The organism is Nocardia sp. NPDC051911 (assembly GCF_040681035.1).
In the GTDB taxonomy this organism is placed as follows: domain Bacteria; phylum Actinomycetota; class Actinomycetes; order Mycobacteriales; family Mycobacteriaceae; genus Nocardia; species Nocardia sichangensis.
This window is the reverse complement of record NZ_JBFAXY010000005.1, coordinates 58,208-76,465: the sequence shown is the minus strand read 5'-3', so window position 1 is coordinate 76,465 and position 18,258 is coordinate 58,208. Positions and strand designations below refer to the sequence as shown.

Annotated in this window: 17 protein-coding genes; 12 read left to right on the top strand and 5 right to left on the bottom strand. The window is 67.0% G+C overall.

What is annotated here, in order from left to right:
• Positions 1 to 10 precede the first annotated feature (10 nt).
• From AB0L97_RS07965 to AB0L97_RS07950, 4 genes are all read right to left on the bottom strand, one after another.
• A complete protein-coding gene (locus AB0L97_RS07965; RefSeq protein ID WP_364426268.1) occupies positions 11 to 994 on the bottom strand; it encodes an alpha-ketoacid dehydrogenase subunit beta in 984 nt (327 codons plus the stop codon).
• A gap of 19 nt (positions 995 to 1,013) precedes the next feature.
• A complete protein-coding gene (gene pdhA / locus AB0L97_RS07960) occupies positions 1,014 to 2,180 on the bottom strand; it encodes a pyruvate dehydrogenase (acetyl-transferring) E1 component subunit alpha (RefSeq protein ID WP_364426265.1) in 1,167 nt (388 codons plus the stop codon).
• A gap of 10 nt (positions 2,181 to 2,190) precedes the next feature.
• Complete coding sequence (lpdA, locus tag AB0L97_RS07955) at positions 2,191 to 3,642, bottom strand: dihydrolipoyl dehydrogenase (RefSeq protein ID WP_364426262.1); 1,452 nt, start codon at positions 3,640 to 3,642, stop codon at positions 2,191 to 2,193.
• Between the two features lie 158 nt (positions 3,643 to 3,800).
• Positions 3,801 to 4,997 (bottom strand): helix-turn-helix domain-containing protein, encoded by a 1,197-nt coding sequence (locus tag AB0L97_RS07950; RefSeq protein WP_364426259.1) that lies wholly within the window; start codon positions 4,995 to 4,997, stop codon positions 3,801 to 3,803.
• Between the two features lie 271 nt (positions 4,998 to 5,268).
• Between AB0L97_RS07950 and AB0L97_RS07945 the strand changes: the two genes are divergently transcribed.
• The 6 genes from AB0L97_RS07945 to AB0L97_RS07920 all read left to right on the top strand — a co-directional run bounded on the left by AB0L97_RS07945 (position 5,269) and on the right by AB0L97_RS07920 (position 11,859).
• Complete coding sequence (locus AB0L97_RS07945; RefSeq protein WP_355073899.1) at positions 5,269 to 5,667, top strand: TOBE domain-containing protein; 399 nt, start codon at positions 5,269 to 5,271, stop codon at positions 5,665 to 5,667.
• Positions 5,668 to 5,678: 11 nt separating this feature from the next.
• Positions 5,679 to 6,458: a molybdate ABC transporter substrate-binding protein gene (gene modA, locus AB0L97_RS07940; protein ID WP_364426255.1), complete on the top strand. Its 780-nt coding sequence runs from the start codon at positions 5,679 to 5,681 to the stop codon at positions 6,456 to 6,458.
• A gap of 50 nt (positions 6,459 to 6,508) precedes the next feature.
• On the top strand, positions 6,509 to 7,267 hold the full coding sequence (gene modB, locus AB0L97_RS07935) for a molybdate ABC transporter permease subunit (RefSeq protein WP_364426777.1): 759 nt from the start codon (positions 6,509 to 6,511) through the stop codon (positions 7,265 to 7,267).
• The gene (locus AB0L97_RS07930) at positions 7,264 to 8,313 is read left to right on the top strand and encodes an ABC transporter ATP-binding protein (RefSeq protein ID WP_364426252.1); all 1,050 of its coding nucleotides are present in this window, start codon (positions 7,264 to 7,266) and stop codon (positions 8,311 to 8,313) included. Before modB ends, AB0L97_RS07930 begins: the two co-directional genes overlap by 4 nt.
• 229 nt (positions 8,314 to 8,542) lie before the next feature.
• Positions 8,543 to 10,450 (top strand): glycoside hydrolase family 15 protein, encoded by a 1,908-nt coding sequence (locus tag AB0L97_RS07925; RefSeq protein WP_355073894.1) that lies wholly within the window; start codon positions 8,543 to 8,545, stop codon positions 10,448 to 10,450.
• A 14-nt stretch (positions 10,451 to 10,464) separates the two neighbouring features.
• Positions 10,465 to 11,859, top strand: coding sequence for an MFS transporter (locus AB0L97_RS07920; RefSeq protein ID WP_364426248.1), 1,395 nt, complete (start codon positions 10,465 to 10,467; stop codon positions 11,857 to 11,859).
• A 28-nt stretch (positions 11,860 to 11,887) separates the two neighbouring features.
• On the opposite strand, the gene AB0L97_RS07915 is transcribed toward AB0L97_RS07920, so the two are convergent.
• The gene (locus tag AB0L97_RS07915; RefSeq protein WP_364426245.1) at positions 11,888 to 12,292 is read right to left on the bottom strand and encodes a hypothetical protein; all 405 of its coding nucleotides are present in this window, start codon (positions 12,290 to 12,292) and stop codon (positions 11,888 to 11,890) included.
• Positions 12,293 to 12,532: 240 nt separating this feature from the next.
• Here AB0L97_RS07915 and AB0L97_RS07910 point away from each other — a divergent pair, with 240 nt between their 5' ends.
• The 6 genes from AB0L97_RS07910 to AB0L97_RS07885 all read left to right on the top strand — a co-directional run bounded on the left by AB0L97_RS07910 (position 12,533) and on the right by AB0L97_RS07885 (position 18,054).
• Positions 12,533 to 13,069 carry a hypothetical protein gene (locus AB0L97_RS07910; protein ID WP_364426242.1) on the top strand — a complete coding sequence of 179 codons (537 nt, stop codon included), beginning with the start codon at positions 12,533 to 12,535 and terminating at the stop codon, positions 13,067 to 13,069.
• Between the two features lie 61 nt (positions 13,070 to 13,130).
• Complete coding sequence (locus AB0L97_RS07905; RefSeq protein ID WP_364426239.1) at positions 13,131 to 13,949, top strand: class II glutamine amidotransferase; 819 nt, start codon at positions 13,131 to 13,133, stop codon at positions 13,947 to 13,949.
• Positions 13,946 to 15,355, top strand: a complete 1,410-nt coding sequence (locus AB0L97_RS07900; RefSeq protein ID WP_364426236.1) for a DUF2252 domain-containing protein — start codon at positions 13,946 to 13,948, stop codon at positions 15,353 to 15,355. Before AB0L97_RS07905 ends, AB0L97_RS07900 begins: the two co-directional genes overlap by 4 nt.
• Positions 15,356 to 15,483: 128 nt before the next feature.
• Entirely contained in the window at positions 15,484 to 16,656 is a 1,173-nt protein-coding gene (locus tag AB0L97_RS07895; RefSeq protein ID WP_364426233.1) for a glycosyltransferase family 87 protein, read from the top strand.
• 151 nt (positions 16,657 to 16,807) lie between these two features.
• Complete coding sequence (locus AB0L97_RS07890) at positions 16,808 to 17,644, top strand: glutamate ABC transporter substrate-binding protein (RefSeq protein ID WP_364426230.1); 837 nt, start codon at positions 16,808 to 16,810, stop codon at positions 17,642 to 17,644.
• A gap of 200 nt (positions 17,645 to 17,844) precedes the next feature.
• Entirely contained in the window at positions 17,845 to 18,054 is a 210-nt protein-coding gene (locus AB0L97_RS07885; protein ID WP_355073881.1) for a TOBE domain-containing protein, read from the top strand.
• The last annotated feature ends 204 nt before the right edge of the window (positions 18,055 to 18,258 follow it).

The window sequence follows — 18,258 nt, the reverse complement described above, 5'->3', positions numbered from 1 at the left end:
CTCTGGTCTTTCAGCGTCGCTTGCCCACTGCCGCAAGGGTTTCCACTGCGGCGGTGTACAGCGAATCGGCCGACGGCAGGGCGAGTCGTTCGAGCGGCTTGGCATAGGGCAGCGGCACCTCGGCCATGGCCACCCGGCGAACCGGGGCGTCGAGGTAGTCGAACGCGCCGTCGGAGATGGAGGCCGCGACCTCTGCGCCGATGCCGTAGGTGAGCCAGTCGTCTTCGCCGATGACGGCGCAGCCGGTCTTACGGACGGACTCGATCAGGGTGGCGCGGTCCAGCGGACGAAGGCTGCGCAGGTCGATGACCTCTGCCGAGAAACCGTCGGCGGCGAGTCGTTCGGCGACCTCGGAGCAGATCGTCGCCATTCGCGAGTACCCGATCAGCGTGATGTCGGAGCCGGTTCTCGTGACCGCGGCCTTGCCGATCTGGACGCTCGGAAGATATTCCGGCACTTCGCCTTTGGTGTTGTACAGCGACAGGTTCTCCAGGAACAACACTGGATCGTCGTCTTCGATGGCGGCTTTCAGCAGCGCACGCGCGTCGGCCGGAGTGCTCGGCGCGACCACCTTCAAGCCCGGCACGAAGGCGTAGTACAACTCCACGTTCTGCGAATGCGTCGCGCCCAGTTGCTGCCCGCCGCCGCCCGGGGTGCGGATGACCATGGGCACGCTGGTCTGGCCGCCGAACATGCCGTAGATCTTCGCGGCGTGGTTGACGATCTGATCCAGCGCCAGCAGCGAGAAATTGATCGTCATGATCTCGACGACCGGGCGCAGTCCGAGCATGGCGGCGCCGATGGCGGCGCCGACGAAACCCTCCTCGGCGATGGGAGTGTCGCGCACCCGCTTCTCGCCGAATTCGGCCAGCAGTCCCGCGGTGATCTTGTAGGAGCCTTCGAAGATGCCGATCTCCTCCCCGATGAGGAAGACATCGTCGTCGCGCCGCATCTCCTCGCGGAGGGTCTCGCGCAGCGCTTCACGATAGGTCATGACAGCCACGGTGATGTCCTTAATGGGTGAAGAGCGGATCGGCGGGCAGGCGATGCGAATCGCCCGCCACAGGGGTCGCGTAGTTGTAGTCGAACAGGCTCGACGGCTCCGGATGGGGGCTTGTGTCGGCGAATTCGACCGCAGCGGCGACCGCGGCCGTCACCTCCGCTTCGAGCGCGGCCACGGACCGATCGTCCAGCACACCGGCGGCGAGCAGCGCGTCGCGCCAGCGCACGATGGGATCGTTGCCGCGGGCGATCGAGACGGCCTCTTCGGTACGGTATTTCGCCGGGTCGACCACGGAGTGGCCTTTGAGGCGGTGACTGACCGCCTCGAGCAGCGCGGGTTTCTTCTCGCGCCGAGCTGTTTCGATCAACTCACCGGCCACATCGCGGACGGCGAGCACATCGGTGCCGTCGACACGCTCCCCGCGCATGCGGTAGGCGGCGGCGCGCTTCCACAGATCCGGCTCGGCGGAGGACCGCTCGACCGTGGTGCCCATGCCGGTCTGGTTGTTGATCACCAGGAACACCACCGGCAGGTTCCACAGGGCCGCGATGTTGAGCGACTCGTGGAACGCACCGATGTTCGTCGTGCCCTCACCCATCTGGCACACCACCACGTCGTCCTCGCCGCGGTAGTCGATGGCCAGCGCCGCGCCGACGGCCAGCGGAACCTGGCCGCCGACGATGGCGTAACCGCCCAGCATGCGAGTCGCGGTGTCGTACATGTGCATGGAACCGCCCCAGCCCTTGGAGGTGCCGGTGGAGCGGCCGTACAGTTCCGCCATGACGCGGCCGGGCTCGATGCCTTTGGCCAGCGCGTATCCGTGCTCGCGGTAGTTGGTGAACAAATAGTCGGTCGGGCGCATGGCCGCGCCGAGACCGATCACGGTGGCTTCCTCGCCCAGGTTGAGATGGCAGTAGCCGCCGATCTTCGCCTGCTGATAGCTCTGGGCGGTGCGCTCCTCGAACCGGCGCACGAACAGCATGTCGCGGTACAGGCCGCGCAGGCTGTCGGGATCCTCCGCGGCGATGCGCGCGTCGGCCGGAACGGAGTCGTCCTGCGTCCGTGCGGGTTCGGCGGCGTCGCTCTTGCGCTCCTCGGCGACCGACGCGGAGGTGTGTGCGGCCGTCGACCGAGCCGTCTTGCGACTCGGTTTGCGAGATGCGGTGCTGGTGGTCACGGCAGGCTCCTCAACGCTTCCGGGGCGGGATGTGCACGGGCAGTCCGAGTCCGGCCATGGCCGCCTCCATGCCGATCTCGCCGAGAGTGGGGTGGGCGTGGATGGTGTCGGCGAGTTCGTCGAGGGTCGCCTCCAGCGCAATGGCCAAGGCGCCTTCGGTGATCAGGTCGCTGGCCGACGGGCCGATGATGTGCACCCCGAGCACTTCTCGATGACGCTGTCCGGCAATGATTTTGACGAAGCCCTCGGTTTCGCCGAAGGTCTTCGCCCGGCCGAGTGCCGCGAAGGGGAATCGGGCGGTGACGACGTCGTGCCCGGCGGCGCGGGCCTTCGCCTCGGTGAGCCCGACGCTCGCGATCTCCGGGTGGGTGAAGGTGGCGGCCGGGATCGCGGTGTAGTCGATGTGCGCCGGATGGCCGGCGATCACGTCCGCGGCGGTGAGGCCCTGATGCGAGGCGACGTGTGCGAGCAGGGCACGCCCGGTGACGTCACCGATGGCGTAGACGTGTTCGACGCCGGTGCTCAGCCGTTCGTCGACGGGGATGAAGCCCCGCGGGTCGGTGTCGATTCCCGCGCGGTCCAGGCCGAGGTCGGCGGTGTTGGGACGGCGTCCGACGCCGACAAGTACCACGTCCGCGTCGAGTTCACCGGCGTGCTCGCCCGCGACGGTGACGCGCAGGGCATCGGTTCGCGCGATGGCTTCGACGGTCGAGCCGGTGAGCACGGTGATGCCGCGCTTGGTGAACGACCGTCCCAGGGCGGCGCCGACGTCGGCGTCCTCCAGCGGCACCAGGGTGTCCTGTAGCTCGACGACGGTGACCCGGCTGCCGAAACTCGCGAACAGGCTGGCCCATTCCGCGCCGACCGCGCTGCCGCCGATGACGACGAGGCGTTCGGGCACCGCGGTCAGCCCGAACGCGCCGTCGGAGGTGATGACGCCCGGCAGATCCGCGCCCGGAATCGGCAGCCGAGCGGGCACCGATCCGGTCGCGATGATCACGTCGCCCGCGCTGATCGTCCGGGTGGCGGTGGCTGTCGGAGCGGCGGCGTAGCGGGGGCCGCCGGGGAAGATCGGCGATTGTCCCGCCTCGAATACCTCGACGCTGGTCGGACCGGTGAAGCGGGCGTGTCCCTCGATCACCGTCACGCCGTTCGCGGCGAGCAGGCTCGCCACACCGTCGGTGAGTTGCTTGACGATGCCGTCCTTGCGCTGCCGCACCGCGGCGAAGTCATAGCGCACGTTGTCGGCGTATACGCCGAAATCAGCTGCGGCGGTGACGGTTTGGAAGATCTCGGCGGACCGCAGCATCGCCTTGGTCGGAATGCAGCCCCAATTGAGGCAGACGCCGCCCGGGCGCTCCTTCTCCACCAAGCCGACCCGCAGGCCGCGCTGGGCCGCGCGGATGGCGGCGACGTACCCGCCCGGGCCGCCGCCGACCACCAGTAGATCGAAATCCGGCACTCGTGGTGCTCCTCGTCCTCGATGATCCGATCCGCCTCCGGTTGTGGGGCGAATCATCGCTATCGAGTGTTGCCGTAGCGAAGTGCACAGACAATTGCCACGAAGCCCAGTAGTGCGATCGCCAGATTGGGCGCGGCGCCCAATCCGATGAGGTCGGATCAGGCTCTCTCCGATGACCGGACGAGATCGAGGGCGGCCAGGGCCAGCGACAGTTCCACATAGCTGCGCTGGCCTTCGAGCGGACGGCCGAGCAAGGTCGAGACGCGATGGAGGCGGTTGATCACGGTATTGCGGTGGCAGTGCAGCCGTGTCGCCGCATGGGCCGCCGAGCAGTCGTGCGCCAACCATGCCGCGAGCGTGTCGAGCAAGGTCGTGCGCTCGGCGGCGGGCAGTGCGAGTACCGGACCGAGGGTGTGGGCGACCAGCATGTCGGTCACGTCGGTGGAGCGCAGCAACAGCGCATGTTGGAAGCGTTGGTGCAGCGGCACGAGTCCTGTCGCGTCCGCGGGCAAGGTTTGCAGGGTGAGCAGTGCCCAGCCGTGTGCGGTGCCGACCTGCGCCAGGCCGCCGACGGTCGGCGAGGCGCCTGCCCGTCCGCGAACGTGCGGTTCGATCCGTCGCAACACCGAGGCGACGTCGTGGCGTTCGACCGCTATCAGCCCGACCGTCGAGTCGACGCGATCGTGCCACACCGAACGAATGCCGACCGCGGCCAAGGCCGCCTCGGTGCCGGTGTGCATCGCCTCGCCCGCACCGCAGGCGACGACCACGAGGTAGTCGCTACCGGCCGGAAGGTTCAACTCACGCGCGGCGCGCGCGGCGAAGGTGGTGTCGTTGCCCCGGCCGGCGAGCAGGTCCTCGATCAGGGCGTGCCGACGGCGTTCGTCGCTGCGCAACTGCTCCAATTCGGTATTCCGGTAGGACGTGACCAGCGACGTGGACAGCCCGTCGATCACGGCCCACAACGCGGTGCCCGCCGCGCGGATCTCGCCGGGAGCGAGATCGTCCGCTCGGTCGAGCAGGACCTCCCAGACGATCCGGCCGCCGAGCCGGAACGTGCGCAACATGGCTTCCAGCGGTACGCCCTGTTCGGCACGGCGGCGGCCGATGGACGCGGCGACATCGTCGTCGAACGCGGTCGTCGGAGCGCCCAAACGGTCGAGGATGCGGGTCACGTACCGGCGGCAGCCGTCGACCAGATCCGCGCGGGGTACCCGCGAATAATCGGTCCATTCGGGGTTTTCGGTGAAGATCTCCGAGATCAGCCGATCGGTCAGCGCGGGGATCTCCGCACGGCAGGCGGCCACCAATTCCTGCGTGCACGCGTCCGGATGCGCCTTCTTCGATATCGACATGTCGCTCGGGTTCCTTGTCGTCTGCCATGCGCCACGACTGCGCGAGCGGTGGCCTACCACGACCGTATAGCCGTCGGATTGCCGCATCGACAGGAACGCTCCACACCGACGGGTAGGTGACATCGCCGCACCGCGGCGCAGTCCGGCTTGTGAAGACATCGACAACGCCCTGCCGTCACGAGAAGCCGCCGGGCGCGGGCGAACGAGAGTACTCGAAGTAGCGGATCTGACCGACTATCTTTACCGTGAATGCGGCAATAAACTGTCGCTTGTGTCGAATCTACGGATCAGTGAGGCCGCCGCGTTGCTGGGTGTCAGCGACGACACGGTGCGTCGATGGATCGATCAGGGCCGTCTGACCGCGATTCAGCTGGACAACGGCCGCAAGGGTGTCAGCGGCCGCGAGCTCGCCGAGTTCCTGCGCGCCACTGCCGAGGCGCCCGCACCCGGTGCGACGGTCGCGGCGTCGGCCCGCAACCGGATGCGCGGGATCGTGACCCGGGTGGTCAAGGACACGGTGATGGCGCAGGTGGAGATGCAGGCCGGACCGTTCCGGCTGGTGTCGTTGCTGAGCCGGGAATCGGTGGACGAGCTCGGTCTGGAAGTCGGCAGCGTCGCTGTCGCATCGGTGAAGTCCACGCACGTCGTCGTGGAGATACCGGAAAGTTGACGAGGATGAGGATGATTCGCAAGTGGGGTGTCGCCACCGCGACGGTGCTGGCCGTGGTGACCGCGGCCGGCTGTGGTTCGGACGACACGACCGAACACACCGGCGCCGAGCATGTCTCGGGCACGGTGACCGTGTTCGCCGCCGCCTCGCTGACCGAGACGTTCACCGAACTCGGCAAACAGTTCGAGGCCGCGCACCCGGGCGTGAAGGTGATCTACAGCTTCGGCGCGAGTTCGGCGCTCGCCGAACAGATCGATCAAGGCGCACCGGCCGACGTGTTCGCCTCGGCGGCGCCGAAGAACATGCAGCAGCTCCGCGACAAGGGGGAAGTCACCGCCGCGCCGGTCACCTTCGTGCGCAACAGGCTCGAGATCGCGGTGCCCAAGGACAACCCGGGACACATCACCGGGTTGGCCGATTTCGGCAGAACCGAGCCCAAGCTCGCGCTGTGCGCGGAGCAGGTGCCTTGCGGCGCGGCGGCCAAGACGGTGTTCGAGACGGCGAACATCATCCCGCAACCCGATACCCGCGAGCAGGACGTGAAGGCGGTGCTGACCAAGGTGACGCTCGGCGAGGTCGACGCGGCGCTGGTATACCGCACCGACGTGAAGGCGGCGGGCGACAAGGTCGAGGGCATCGACTTCCCGGAGTCCGGCAAGGCGATCAACGACTACCCGGTAGCGCCGCTGGCGCACGCGCCGAACGCGGCCGCCGCGGCGGCGTTCGTCGACTTCGTGACCTCGGACAAGGCCGAGACGGTCTTCGCAGCGGCGGGATTCGACACGCCGTGATCGCGCCCTCGCGGCGGCGGGCGGTGCTCGGGCGGCGACCGGTCGCGCTGATGCTGCCCGCAGGCTGCGGGCTGGCGTTCCTCGTCGTACCGCTCATCGGGTTGCTGGCGCGAGCGCCGTGGGCGACCATGCCGGATCGGTTGTTCAGCGTCGAACTCGGCCAGGCACTGCGGCTTTCGCTGGTGTGCGCGACCGCGGCCACGGCGATCTGCTTGGTCCTCGGCATCCCGCTGGCCTGGGTGCTCGCGCGCGCCGAACTGCCGGGGCGCGGGCTGATCCGCGCCTTGGTCACCGTACCGCTCGTGCTGCCGCCGGTGGTCGGCGGTGTCGCACTGCTGCTGGTGCTGGGACGGCGCGGGCTGATCGGGCGGTATCTCTACGAATGGTTCGGTGTCTCACTGCCCTTCACCACCGCCGGGGTGATCGTGGCCGAGGCATTCGTGGCCATGCCTTTCCTGGTGATCTCCGTCGAAGGAGCGCTGCGGGCGGCCGATCCTCGCTTCGAGGAGGCGGCCGCCACGCTCGGCGCCACCCGCTGGTACACCTTCCGCCGGGTGACCCTGCCGTCGGTGTTGCCCGGAGTGGTCGCGGGCGCGGTGCTGTGCTGGGCCCGCGCGCTCGGTGAGTTCGGCGCCACCATCACCTTCGCCGGTAACTTCCCCGGCCGCACCACCACTATGCCGCTGGCGGTCTATCTCGCGCTGGAGACCGATCCGGACGCCGCGATCGTGCTCAGCCTCGTTCTGCTGGCCGTCTCGGTCACCGTGTTGGTCGCGTTGCGCGAACGGTGGATCCGGGGAGCGATATGAGCTTGGAGGCCGACCTACGGATCGACCGAGGGCATTTCGCGCTCGAACTGCCTCTCGCCGCCGCACCGGGCGAGGTGACCGCTCTGCTGGGACCGAACGGGGCGGGCAAGACCACTGCCCTGCGAGCCCTGTCGGGGCTGATCGCGCTGACGGGCGGGCACATCCGGCTGGACGGAACCACCTGGGACGCCCCACCGTCGGCGTTCGTGCCCGCCGAACGCCGACAGGTAGGCGTCGTGTTCCAGGACTACCTGTTGTTCGGGCATTTGTCGGCACTGGAGAATGTCGCATTCGGGCTGCGCGCCCGCGGATGTCGGCGTGCCGTCGCGCGGGAGCGGGCCACCGAATGGCTCGCGCGGGTCGGACTGGCCGATTACGCACTTCGCAAACCCCGGGCACTGTCCGGAGGACAGGCGCAACGGGTCGCCTTGGCCCGCGCGCTGGCCACCGAACCGCAGCTGTTGCTGCTCGACGAGCCACTCGCGGCACTCGACGCCGGTACCAGGGTCCAAGTGCGCTCGGACCTCGCCCACCATCTGCGCGACTACCCCGGCCACACCGTCCTGGTCACCCATGACCCCCTCGACGCCATGGTCCTCGCCGACCGGCTGATCATCCTCGAAGACGGCAAGATCGTCCAGCAAGGACCGCCCGCGCAGGTCGCGGCGAGACCACGCTCGGACTACGTGGCGACTTTGATGGGCCTCAACCTCTACCGCGGCACGGCTCGCGGCATGACTGTCGACCTGGACGGTGGCGGCAGCCTCACCATCGCCGAACCCGCGGAGGGGCGAGTCCATGTGGCCTTCGGCCCGAACGCGGTCGGCCTGCATCCGGAACAACCCGTCGGCAGCCCCCGCAACAGCTGGCCGGTCACGATCACCGGCATCGAGCAACACGCGCACATCACCCGGATTCGTCTCGACGGCGCGCCGCCCGTGCTCGCCGACATCACACCGGCCACCGTCGCCGAGCTGCGACTGCGTCCGGGCCAGCGGCTGTGGGCTGCGGTGAAGGCCACCGAAACTCGTTCCTACCCGGCATGATCCAGTGGCCGCGTCCAGCCGCCGTGTCGTCGGTCGAGCCGCCGAGATGCGCTGCGGCCAATTGCAAGCCGATGGTCTCCGCTGCGGCTGTCTAGTCGGAAGCGAGCTGAGCGACAGGCGCGGGTAGGTCGGGGCGATACGCCGTAGTCGCCTGTTTCAGATTTGCTATGTATAAGCTGTTCACTTTTTCGGTCGGCATGGAGCACACTGTGAGGGTCGCATCTCTCGAATGAGGGATGCGGCGATCGGTTGCGCTGGGCTGAGTTGTCCGTTCGGTCGATGCCACTGGAGGATTGCCATGAACGCGTATCCACCGATCGCGGAGCACGGCATTGTCGGTGATCTACAGACCGTGGCGTTGGTGTCCTCGGTGGGCACCATCAACTGGTGGTGTACTCCGCGATTCGACTCGCCGAGCGTCTTCGCCGCACTGCTCGACAGCGAGCGTGGTGGTAGCTGTCAGTTGTCTGCCGATCTGGCCGAGGCGGAGGTGACGATTCGTCAGCTGTACCTGTCGGACACGGCCGTGCTGGTCACCCGGTTCATGGCCGAGAGCGGGGTCGGCGAAGTCATCGATTTCATGGAGCCGATCCGTGATCGCGCCCCGATCGACCGGCATCGGCTGGTGCGGATTGCGCGGGTGGTTCGGGGCACTCTGCCGTTCGCGCTCAGCTGCCGACCACGGTTCGACTATGCGCGCGCCGCCCACACCCTCACAGTGCACGATCACCGGTCGGTGACCTTTCGCGGGCCGGGCACCGATCTGCGCCTGCAGGCAACCGACCCGGTGGCGTTGCGCGCCGAAGGGGATGATGTGTCCGCGCGGTTCACCCTTTCGGCAGGGGAGACGGCGGTGCTCGTGTTGACGAGCACGGACAGCGGGGGCGCCGCACCGGCGCCCCCGGAGCGGCAGGCTGTGCTCGCGGAGTTGGACGCGTGCCGCGCGTTCTGGCAGACGTGGTTACGATCGTCCACGTATCGGGGTCGCTGGCGGGACATGGTCAATCGTTCGGCGATCACGCTGAAGCTGCTGACGTATGCGCCCACCGGGGCGCCGATCGCCGCGGCAACCATGGGGCTGCCCGAGCAGGTGGGCGGCGAACGCAACTGGGATTACCGCTATACCTGGATCCGGGATGCGTCCCTGTCGGTGCGGGCGCTGAACGATTTGGGTTTCGCCGAAGAGGCGTATGCCTTCCGGCGCTGGTTGCGCGAGCGGCTGGAAGCCGGTGACACCACTTCTGGTGAGCCGTTGCAGATCATGTATCGCATCGATGGCGATCCTCGACTGGAAGAGGAGATTCTCTCTCATCTCGAGGGTTACCGCGGATCGGCGCCAGTGCGAGTCGGTAACGCGGCGGCCGATCAGATCCAGCTCGACATCTACGGTGAGGCGGCCGACGCGTTGGCGCAGATGTCCGATATCGGCGGAATCTCGGGCTGGCGGGCGATCGCGAACCTGATCGACTGGCTCACCGAGAACTGGGACCGGCGCGACGAGGGGATTTGGGAAACTCGTGGTGGTCAACAGGAATTCACCTACAGCCGTCTCATGACCTGGGTCGCGTTCGATCGCGGTGTACGGCTGGCGATCGAACACTCTCGGCCCGCGGACGTCGCGCGCTGGACACGGGAACGGGACGCCGTGTTCAACCAGATCATCGAGCGCGGCTGGAGCTCGAAGCGGCAGGCGTTCGTGCAGCACTACGCCACCGAGGTGCTGGATGCGTCGCTGCTGCTCATGCCGCGGATGGGCTTCCTGTCCTCGCAGGATCCGGCGTGGCTGAGCACGCTCGACGCGATGGACGAGGAATTGGTCAGCGACAGCCTGGTCTACCGTTACGACCCCGAAGCCTCCCCGGACGGCTTACGCGGCGTCGAGGGCACGTTCAATCTGTGCAGTTTCCTATATGTGGAGGCGCTGGCCCGTGCTGGGCGATTGACCCAAGCCCGCTACGCGTTCGACAAGATGCTCACCTACGCCAATCACGTCGGTCTCTTCGCCGAGGAGATCGGCCCGTCCGGCGAGCAATTGGGCAACTTCCCACAGGCGTTCACGCACCTGGCCTTGGTCGCCGCGGCGATGGCGCTGGATGAACAGCTCGACCGAGCCGAAGCTCGGCCGGACGGTTCCTGACCCGGGGCGCGCGGATGGCGGAGACGACCGGGTCCAGACCGCGCGGGGTGCTGCTTCCCCTCGCGCTGGCGCAGTTCATCTGTAGCTTCGCCGGTTCGAACATGAACGTGATGATCACCGACATCAGCGCCGACCTGAACACCACCGTGCACGGGGTGCAGGTGACGATCACGATCTTCCTGCTGGTGATGGCCGCGCTGATGATCCCCGGCGGAAAGCTCACCGACCGATACGGTCGCAAGCGATGTTTCGTCGTCGGCTTGGCCGTCTACGGCGTCGGCGCCGTGCTCAGCGCTCTCGCACCGGCGCTCGGTGCGCTGATCCTGGGCAATTCGATCCTCGAAGGTGTCGGCACCGCGCTGCTGATCCCACCGGTCTATATCCTCAGCACCCTGCTGTTCACCGAGACGACGTCTCGCGCACGGGCCTTCGGCGCCATCATGGCCATGGGCGGCATCGGCGCCGCGGCCGGACCGTTGATCGGCGGACTCATCACCTCCGGGCTGAGCTGGCGCGCCGCCTTCGGCTTCCAGGCTCTCGTCATCGTGGCGATCATCCTGCTCAGCCGCCGCATTACCGACCCGCTGCCCGCGGACCCCACGCGGCCTTTCGATCTCGGGGGCGCGATTCTGTCGGCGGTCGGCCTGACCCTGTTCGTCATGGGCATTCTGGCCGCCGACGACAATTTCTGGTTGATGCTGGCGCTGCTGGCACTCGGTGCGATGTTCCTCGCCTGGTTCTTCGTCTCTTGCCGCAACAAGGAGCGCGCCGGGCATGAGCCGCTGCTGTCGACCGGCTTGTTCCGCAACCGCACGTCGAACCTCGGCCTGGTCACCCAGAACATCCAGTGGTTGCTGTTGATGGGCACCTCGTTCGTCGTCTCGGCGTATCTGCAGGTTGTGCGCGGATACAACGCCATCGAGACCGGCGTCATCTTCACCGCCGCCACCATCGGCCTGCTGGTCTCGTCACTGTCGGCCGGACGACTGGCGAGGCGCCGCGCCGCGCGCACCCTCATCATGGGTGGTTACCTGGTGACCATCATCGGCGTGGTGGTGCTGCTGGCATTGGCGGGCAGCGCGCTGAACCCGTGGGCGTTCGCCCCCGGACTGTTGTTGATCGGGCTCGGCCTCGGCGTGATGCTCACCCCGTCGGTCAACGTGGTGCAGTCCAGCTTCGGTGAGGAACTGCAGGGCGAGATCTCGGGGTTGTCGCGCAGCGTGTCCAACCTCGGTTCCTCGCTCGGTACCGCGGTGGCCGGGACCATCCTGGTCGCCGATCCCGGCGGTCACGCCTACGCGGCCGCGATGAGCGTTCTCGCCGCGATCGGCCTCGGCGGACTGCTCGCCGCGGCGCTGCTGCCCCGCCGCACGGTGTCGGCGCCGCCCGTGGCGTCGCGCGACACCTGACCCGCACCGGCACCGCGGCCGCTGCCGGTCACATGCGGCTCGGCTCCCAGGTCGTGACCGCCCAGATCACGACGACGTCCAAGGCGATGACAATGGTCGACCACCACGGGTAGTACGGCAGCCACAGGAAGTTGGCCAGGATCGACAGCGCGGCGAGGAACACCGCTGTGACCCTCGCCCACATAGCGCCGGCGATCAGCCCGACCGCCGCGATCACGACCAAGATGCCGAGAACGAGATGGATCCAACCCCAGGTGGTGGTACTGAACTGATAGGTGTAATTCGTTCCGGAGACCAGAAGATCGTCCTTGGCGATCGCGGAGATCCCCTGGAAGATCGACAGGAGCCCAGCGGCCAACAGCAGGACCGCGGCGCCGATCGAAGTAGTGGCCGCGACCGCCTGCTTGACGGAATGGTCATTAGTTGCTGACATTTGCCGGTCACCTCTCTCATCGGCGATGCACGGAGCGATGCGTCGGTCTGACGGGGCGTCTTGCCCGATCCGCATGGGACGTACCGAAAACCTGGAACAACAGAGCCCGCACACGTCGCCGTGCGCCGGTGTTCAGCATAATCCCCAGCGATCTTCTGGCTACTATTTAGTAGGCCTTGCCGCGGGCTCGGCACGACTCGGAAAGACGGATGGCCCGGCGACGAACTCGGTGGGAGGTCGATGGAAGCCAGCAGACATGCATTCCTACACGGACCGCTGTTCTCCCGGAGCGCTCCGCTGGACCGCCGCAATGCGGCCAGCCGGATCAGCGCCTACGTCTACGGGAACGTGCTGATACTCGCGGCGCTGATACCGGTGACGACCTCCGCCGAACACGTCGGCATCTTGATCGTCCTCGGGACGGCTTTCTCGACGTTCATCGCACACTCTTTCGCCGAAGGGGTCGGCCAGAGCGTCCAGCAGAACCGTCCGATCTCCGCTCGGGAGCGCTGGATGGACATGCGGGACTCCGTGCCGATCCTCAGCTCGGCGGTGCTACCTTGCGTGATCCTCGGCATCGCCGGTCTCGGATGGCTCGAACCGCGCACTGCGCAGCTGCTCGCGGAGGTGGTCATGCTGATCCGGATCGGCGGGATCGTGTTCGTCATCGAGCGGCTCAACGGTGCGCGTCCCCGGCGTTCGACCTTGCTCGAGGCCCTGCTGCTGGTGGTTGCGGCCACCACCGTGGTGGTGGTCAAGGTGATCATGACCCACTGATCGCGCGGATGCTGTGGCCGAACCCCGCCTGCTCTGCTTCAATCGATATATGTGCAGGTGGATGGCTTATTCAGGGGAGCCGATCCGGGCCGAGGACCTTTTGTTCCGGCCGACGCATTCGTTGATCGACCAGAGCTTGCACTCCCAACTGGGTGCGACGACCACGAACGGTGACGGCTTCGGGATCGGCTGGTACGGCGATGGCCCGCGACCTTCGGTGTTCAAGAACACCGAACCGGCATGGAACGACCGCAACTTGCGGGAGATCGCGGGCGCGGTGCGCACGTCGCTGTTCTTCGCGCACGTGCGTGCGTCGACCGGGACCTCGGTGCAGCGCAGCAACTGTCACCCGTTCCGGCACGGGCACTGGTTGTGGATGCACAATGGAGCGCTGCGCGGGTTCCGGCAGTGCAAGCGTGATCTGATGACGGCGGTCGATCCGCTCCTGTTCGCCGATATCGAGGGATCTACCGATTCCGAGTTGCTCTTCTTCCTTGCCCTGACCTTCGGGCTCGTCCACGACCCGTTCGAGGCGGTCGCCCGCGCGGTCGGCCTCGTCGAAGACGTCGGCCGGGCGCACGAGGTCGAGGCTCCGGTACAGATGACCGTCGCGACCACCGACGGTGAATCCATGTGGTTCTTCCGGTATTCCACCGAGCGGCAGACGCGATCGCTGTTCTATTCCAACGATGTCGCGAAAGTGCGCGCCCTGCATCCGGAGGTGAAATCTCTCCGCGGGCTGGGGGAGGAGGCCCGGTTCGTGGTCTCCGAGCCGCTGCGTGACCTGCCGGGAGCGTGGAACGAAGTCCAGGAATCGTCGGCAGGCGTCGTCCGCCTCGGTCACGATGAAACGCGACCGTTCGAGCCGGTCGCACCGTGACCCACCGGACGGCCGCGGTGAACGATCGGATCGCCACCCGCGCCGAACGTGCCGAGCAGGGTGAATCCGCTCGGCGGACTACCCCTTTCGCCGCTCTCGCCGAACACGACGCCACCGGCAGGGACCCGGTCGACCTGCTCGATCGGCAGGCTCGATCCAGGATTCCGGAACTGGTTCCGGTGCGGTACGGCCGCATGGCGAACTCACCGTTCGCCTTTTATCGCGGCGCGGCCCTGGTCATGGCGGACGATCTGTCCCGAGCGCCCACGACGGGGCTGCACACTCAACTGTGCGGTGATGCCCACCTGAGCAATTTCGGAATCTTCGCGACACCCGAACGCCGCCTGGCCTTCGACATCAACGATTTCGACGAGACATACCCCGGTCCGTTCGAATGGGATGTCAAACGGCTCGTCACCAGCCTGGCGGTCGCCGCCGGAGAGAACGGCTTCTCCGCCAAACAGCGGCTGAAAGTCACGCTAGCGTGTGCGGCGGAATACCGGACCACGATGCGGGACCAAGCCGAGCGGAGCACCACAGCCGTGTGGTACTCGCGCATCGATCCCACGGCCGAATTGCCCGAATTGCGCGACGAGCTGGACACCTCGACCCAGGAGCGGGTGCGCAAGGCGCTCGCGAAGTCGCGGACGCACGACAGCCACCACGCCCTGGCGAAGCTGACCACCCGTGTCGACGGCAGGCCGCGGATCATCAGCGATCCGCCCCTGCTCGTCCCGCTCGAGGAACTCTTCGCCGATGTCGACGCCGAGCAGCTGTATCGCGAACTACGCCAACGTCTCAGCGATTACCGTGCGACTCTGCAGGACAATCGCCGCGCGCTGCTGGACCAATTCGAGTTCGCGCAAGCCGCGCGCAAGGTGGTCGGCGTGGGGAGCGTGGGCACCCGCGCTTGGATCGTCCTGATGCTGGGAGTCGACGGGGATCCGTTGTTTCTGCAGGCGAAAGAGGCCCAACCGTCGGTATTGGCAGGGTATCTGGCGGGCCCGTCGTATCCGAACCAGGGGGAGCGGGTAGTGCGTGGGCAGCGGCTGATGCAGGCGGCGAGCGACATCCTGCTGGGCTGGCAACACGGTCCCGACATCGACGGCGAGCAGCGGGACTTCTACTTCCGGCAGCTACGCGACGGCAAGGGCTCGGCGGTGATCGAGACCATGGGTCCCAAGGGACTGCGACTCTACGGCCGACTGTGCGGGCGGGTGCTGGCTTACGCACACGCCCGCGCGGGCGACCGGATAGCGATCGCTTCGTACCTCGGCACGACAGACGAGTTCGACCATGCCATGGCGGAATACGCCGAAACCTACGCCGACCAGAACGCGCGCGACCATGCCGAACTCGAGCGCGCGATCCAGGAAGGCCGCATCACCGCACGAACCGGAATGTAAGACCATCGTCGTCTGCGAATACCCGTGGGCGCCTTGCTCATTGCGCAGGACGGTTAGGCTGCGACCTTGTGCGCGAGCTGTCGTCGGTGTCGAGGTTGTGGGTCGTTTGGGTGGTTACTCGATTACTGATGGTGGTGTTCACCGGTGTGACGGCGTTGCCGCACAGCGTCTGGGATGCCTCGGCGGCGGACTTGACCCTGTACGGCGCGTGGGCCGAACATATCGTGCACCAGAACGCTTTCCCGTTGGACGACGAACGCTGGCAGTACCCGCCCGGGGCGGGTGCGTTGCTGGTGGTGCCCTGGCTGATCGGCGGTGGGTCGGGCTACAACTGGTTGTTCTTCGCGCTGGTCGCGGCAGCGGACGCCGGTGTGCTCAGCTTGTTGATCAGGGCGGCGCGGGCTGACGGGCTGCGGACAGCGCAGGCCGGGCCGTGGATTTGGACGCTCGGAGTGGCCTTGCTTGGCCGGGTCTGTTACGGCCGATTCGATTTGATCGTAGCCGCGACCGCGATCGCGGCACTGTTGTGGTCAGCGCGCCGACCGGCGGCGGCAGGCGTGGCCGCCGCCGCGGGTGTGTTGCTGAAACTGTGGCCGGTGGTGGTCGTGCTCGGGCTGCGCCGACGGACGCTGTGGCGCATGAGCGCGGCGGCGGCCTGCGCCGGTCTGGTTGCGATGGCGGGATTGACCGCGTTGGGTCCGGGCGCGTGGTCGTTTCTGGAGTTTCAGTCGAAGCGGGGATTGCAGATCGAATCCGTCGCTGCCACACCGTTGTTGGTTGCTCGGCTGATGAACGGCGGCTGGACCATCGTGCATCGTTATGGGGCGGAGGAGCTGTCCGGCCCTGCGGTGTCCGCCGTGGCCAGGGGATGCGTGGCCGTCATGATCATCGGCGGCGCGGTGTTGCTGATCACCTGGTGGCGCGTGCGTCCTCCGGCGACGGATCTGGCATTGGCGGCGGTGCTCCTCGCCTTGGCGGCCAGTCGGGTGCTCAGCCCGCAGTACTTGGTGTGGGCGGTCGGGGTCGCCGCGGTCTGCGCGCTCGACCCGCGCACCACGCAGCGGCCTGTGCTGGTGCTGGTACTCGCGACGGCACTGGCGAGTCAGGTGGAGTTCCCGTTCCTCTACGACCGGGTCGCCACCGGAAGCGGACCGGGAGTAGTGGTCCTGGCAGTGCGCAACGGCCTGCTGCTCTGCGCAACCGCGTGGTCGCTTGTACGTCTGTGGCGCGACAACTTCCAACCGTCTCGTGAAAGCCCGGAAGTGCCGATAACGGTCGTCGGGGCCGCGTCGTCGGCCTGAACGACGCCGTGCACTTCCGGCGCGTGCGGCCACATCCCCGAACTTTCCACTGGCGGGAGGGGCAGTCGAGCCGGGCGATCGATGTTCCGGGAAAGATGACGTGTCGTCGGCCCCCGGACCGGCAGCTCAGCGTGAGAAGGAGCCGAATTCGATGAGGATCACCCGAACACTTCGCCTCGGTATCGGGGCGATCGCCGTCGCCCTCGTCGCCGCCGCCTGCGGTGGCGGCAGCGACCCCGCGACCACCGCCGATCACGTGCGGGACGGCAAGCTGACCATCGGCATCAAGTTCGACCAGCCAGGACTCGGATTCCGTGAAGCGGACGGCTCCTACCAAGGGTATGACGTCGAGATCGCCAAGTACGTAGCGAGCAAGCTCGGCGTGCGGCCCGACGGCATCACCTTCAAAGAGACGCCGTCGGCCCGGCGGGAGACGATGATCATGAACGGCGAGGTGGACTTCATCGTCGCCACTTATTCGATAACCGACACGCGCAAGGAGAAAGTCGACTTCGCCGGACCGTATTTCGTGGCCGGGCAGGCGCTGCTGGTGAAGAAGGAGACCACCGATATCACCGGTGTCGAGTCGCTGAACGGCAACAAGAAACTTTGCTCGGTCAAAGGCTCCACCCCGGCGCAATACGTCAAGGATCACTACGCCAAAGATGTTCAGCTGGTGGAACTCGACACCTACTCGCAGTGCATCGAAGCTCTGCGCCGCGGTTCGGTCGATGTGGTGACCACCGACGACATCATCCTCGCCGGTTTCGCGGGGCAGGCGTCAGGGGAACTGAAGCTGGTCGGCAACACGTTCACCACCGAGAAGTACGGTATCGGCCTGAAGAAGGGCGACCAGGAAACCCGGAACAAGATCAACGACGCGCTCGAGCAAATGGTGGCCGACGGTTCGTGGCAGAAGGCGTTCGAGGAAACGATCGGGCCGCTGCGTGATTCGACGTTGACGCCGCCCGCCGTCGACCGATACTGATCGGAACTCACCGCTTCCGGCAGCCGCACGGACAGCATCCCGCTGCACATTTCGAGCACGCGGACGGCAATCCACCGTCGTGTCGAGCAAGCCCGGTTTCGGGCGGAGGTGAGGTAGCCGGTTGTCACGTCCGCGACGCCTACTGACACCCCCGTCGGCAATCCCCGCCACCCGGGCCGGGCGTGCGTACCATCACCGGCATGCAGCTATCTACCCGCAATCAACTTGACGGCGCCGTCGTCTCGATCACCCGCGGCGAAGCCATGGCCGTGGTCCGGGTCCGGCTCACCGGGGGTGACGAGATCACCTCCTCGATCACCCGCGACGCAGTCGAAGACCTGCGACTCACCGAAGGCACACGCGTCAAAGTCCTCATCAAGTCGACCGAGGTGGCGCTCGGCGTCGAATAGCCGGGCGCCACCGTCGCCAATTCCGCTGGGACGACCCTGTATTCGTGGGTCACATCAGCTGCGGACCGGATATTGTCGGCAGATTCCGCTTCGGCTCATCTACACGGCGGACGCGCCGACCCTGCGAGGCATGCTGAGGTCGAGAAGCGTGGACCGGCCACCCGACGCGTGGGTTGATGCTTCCTGCCACACCGAAGCGAACGC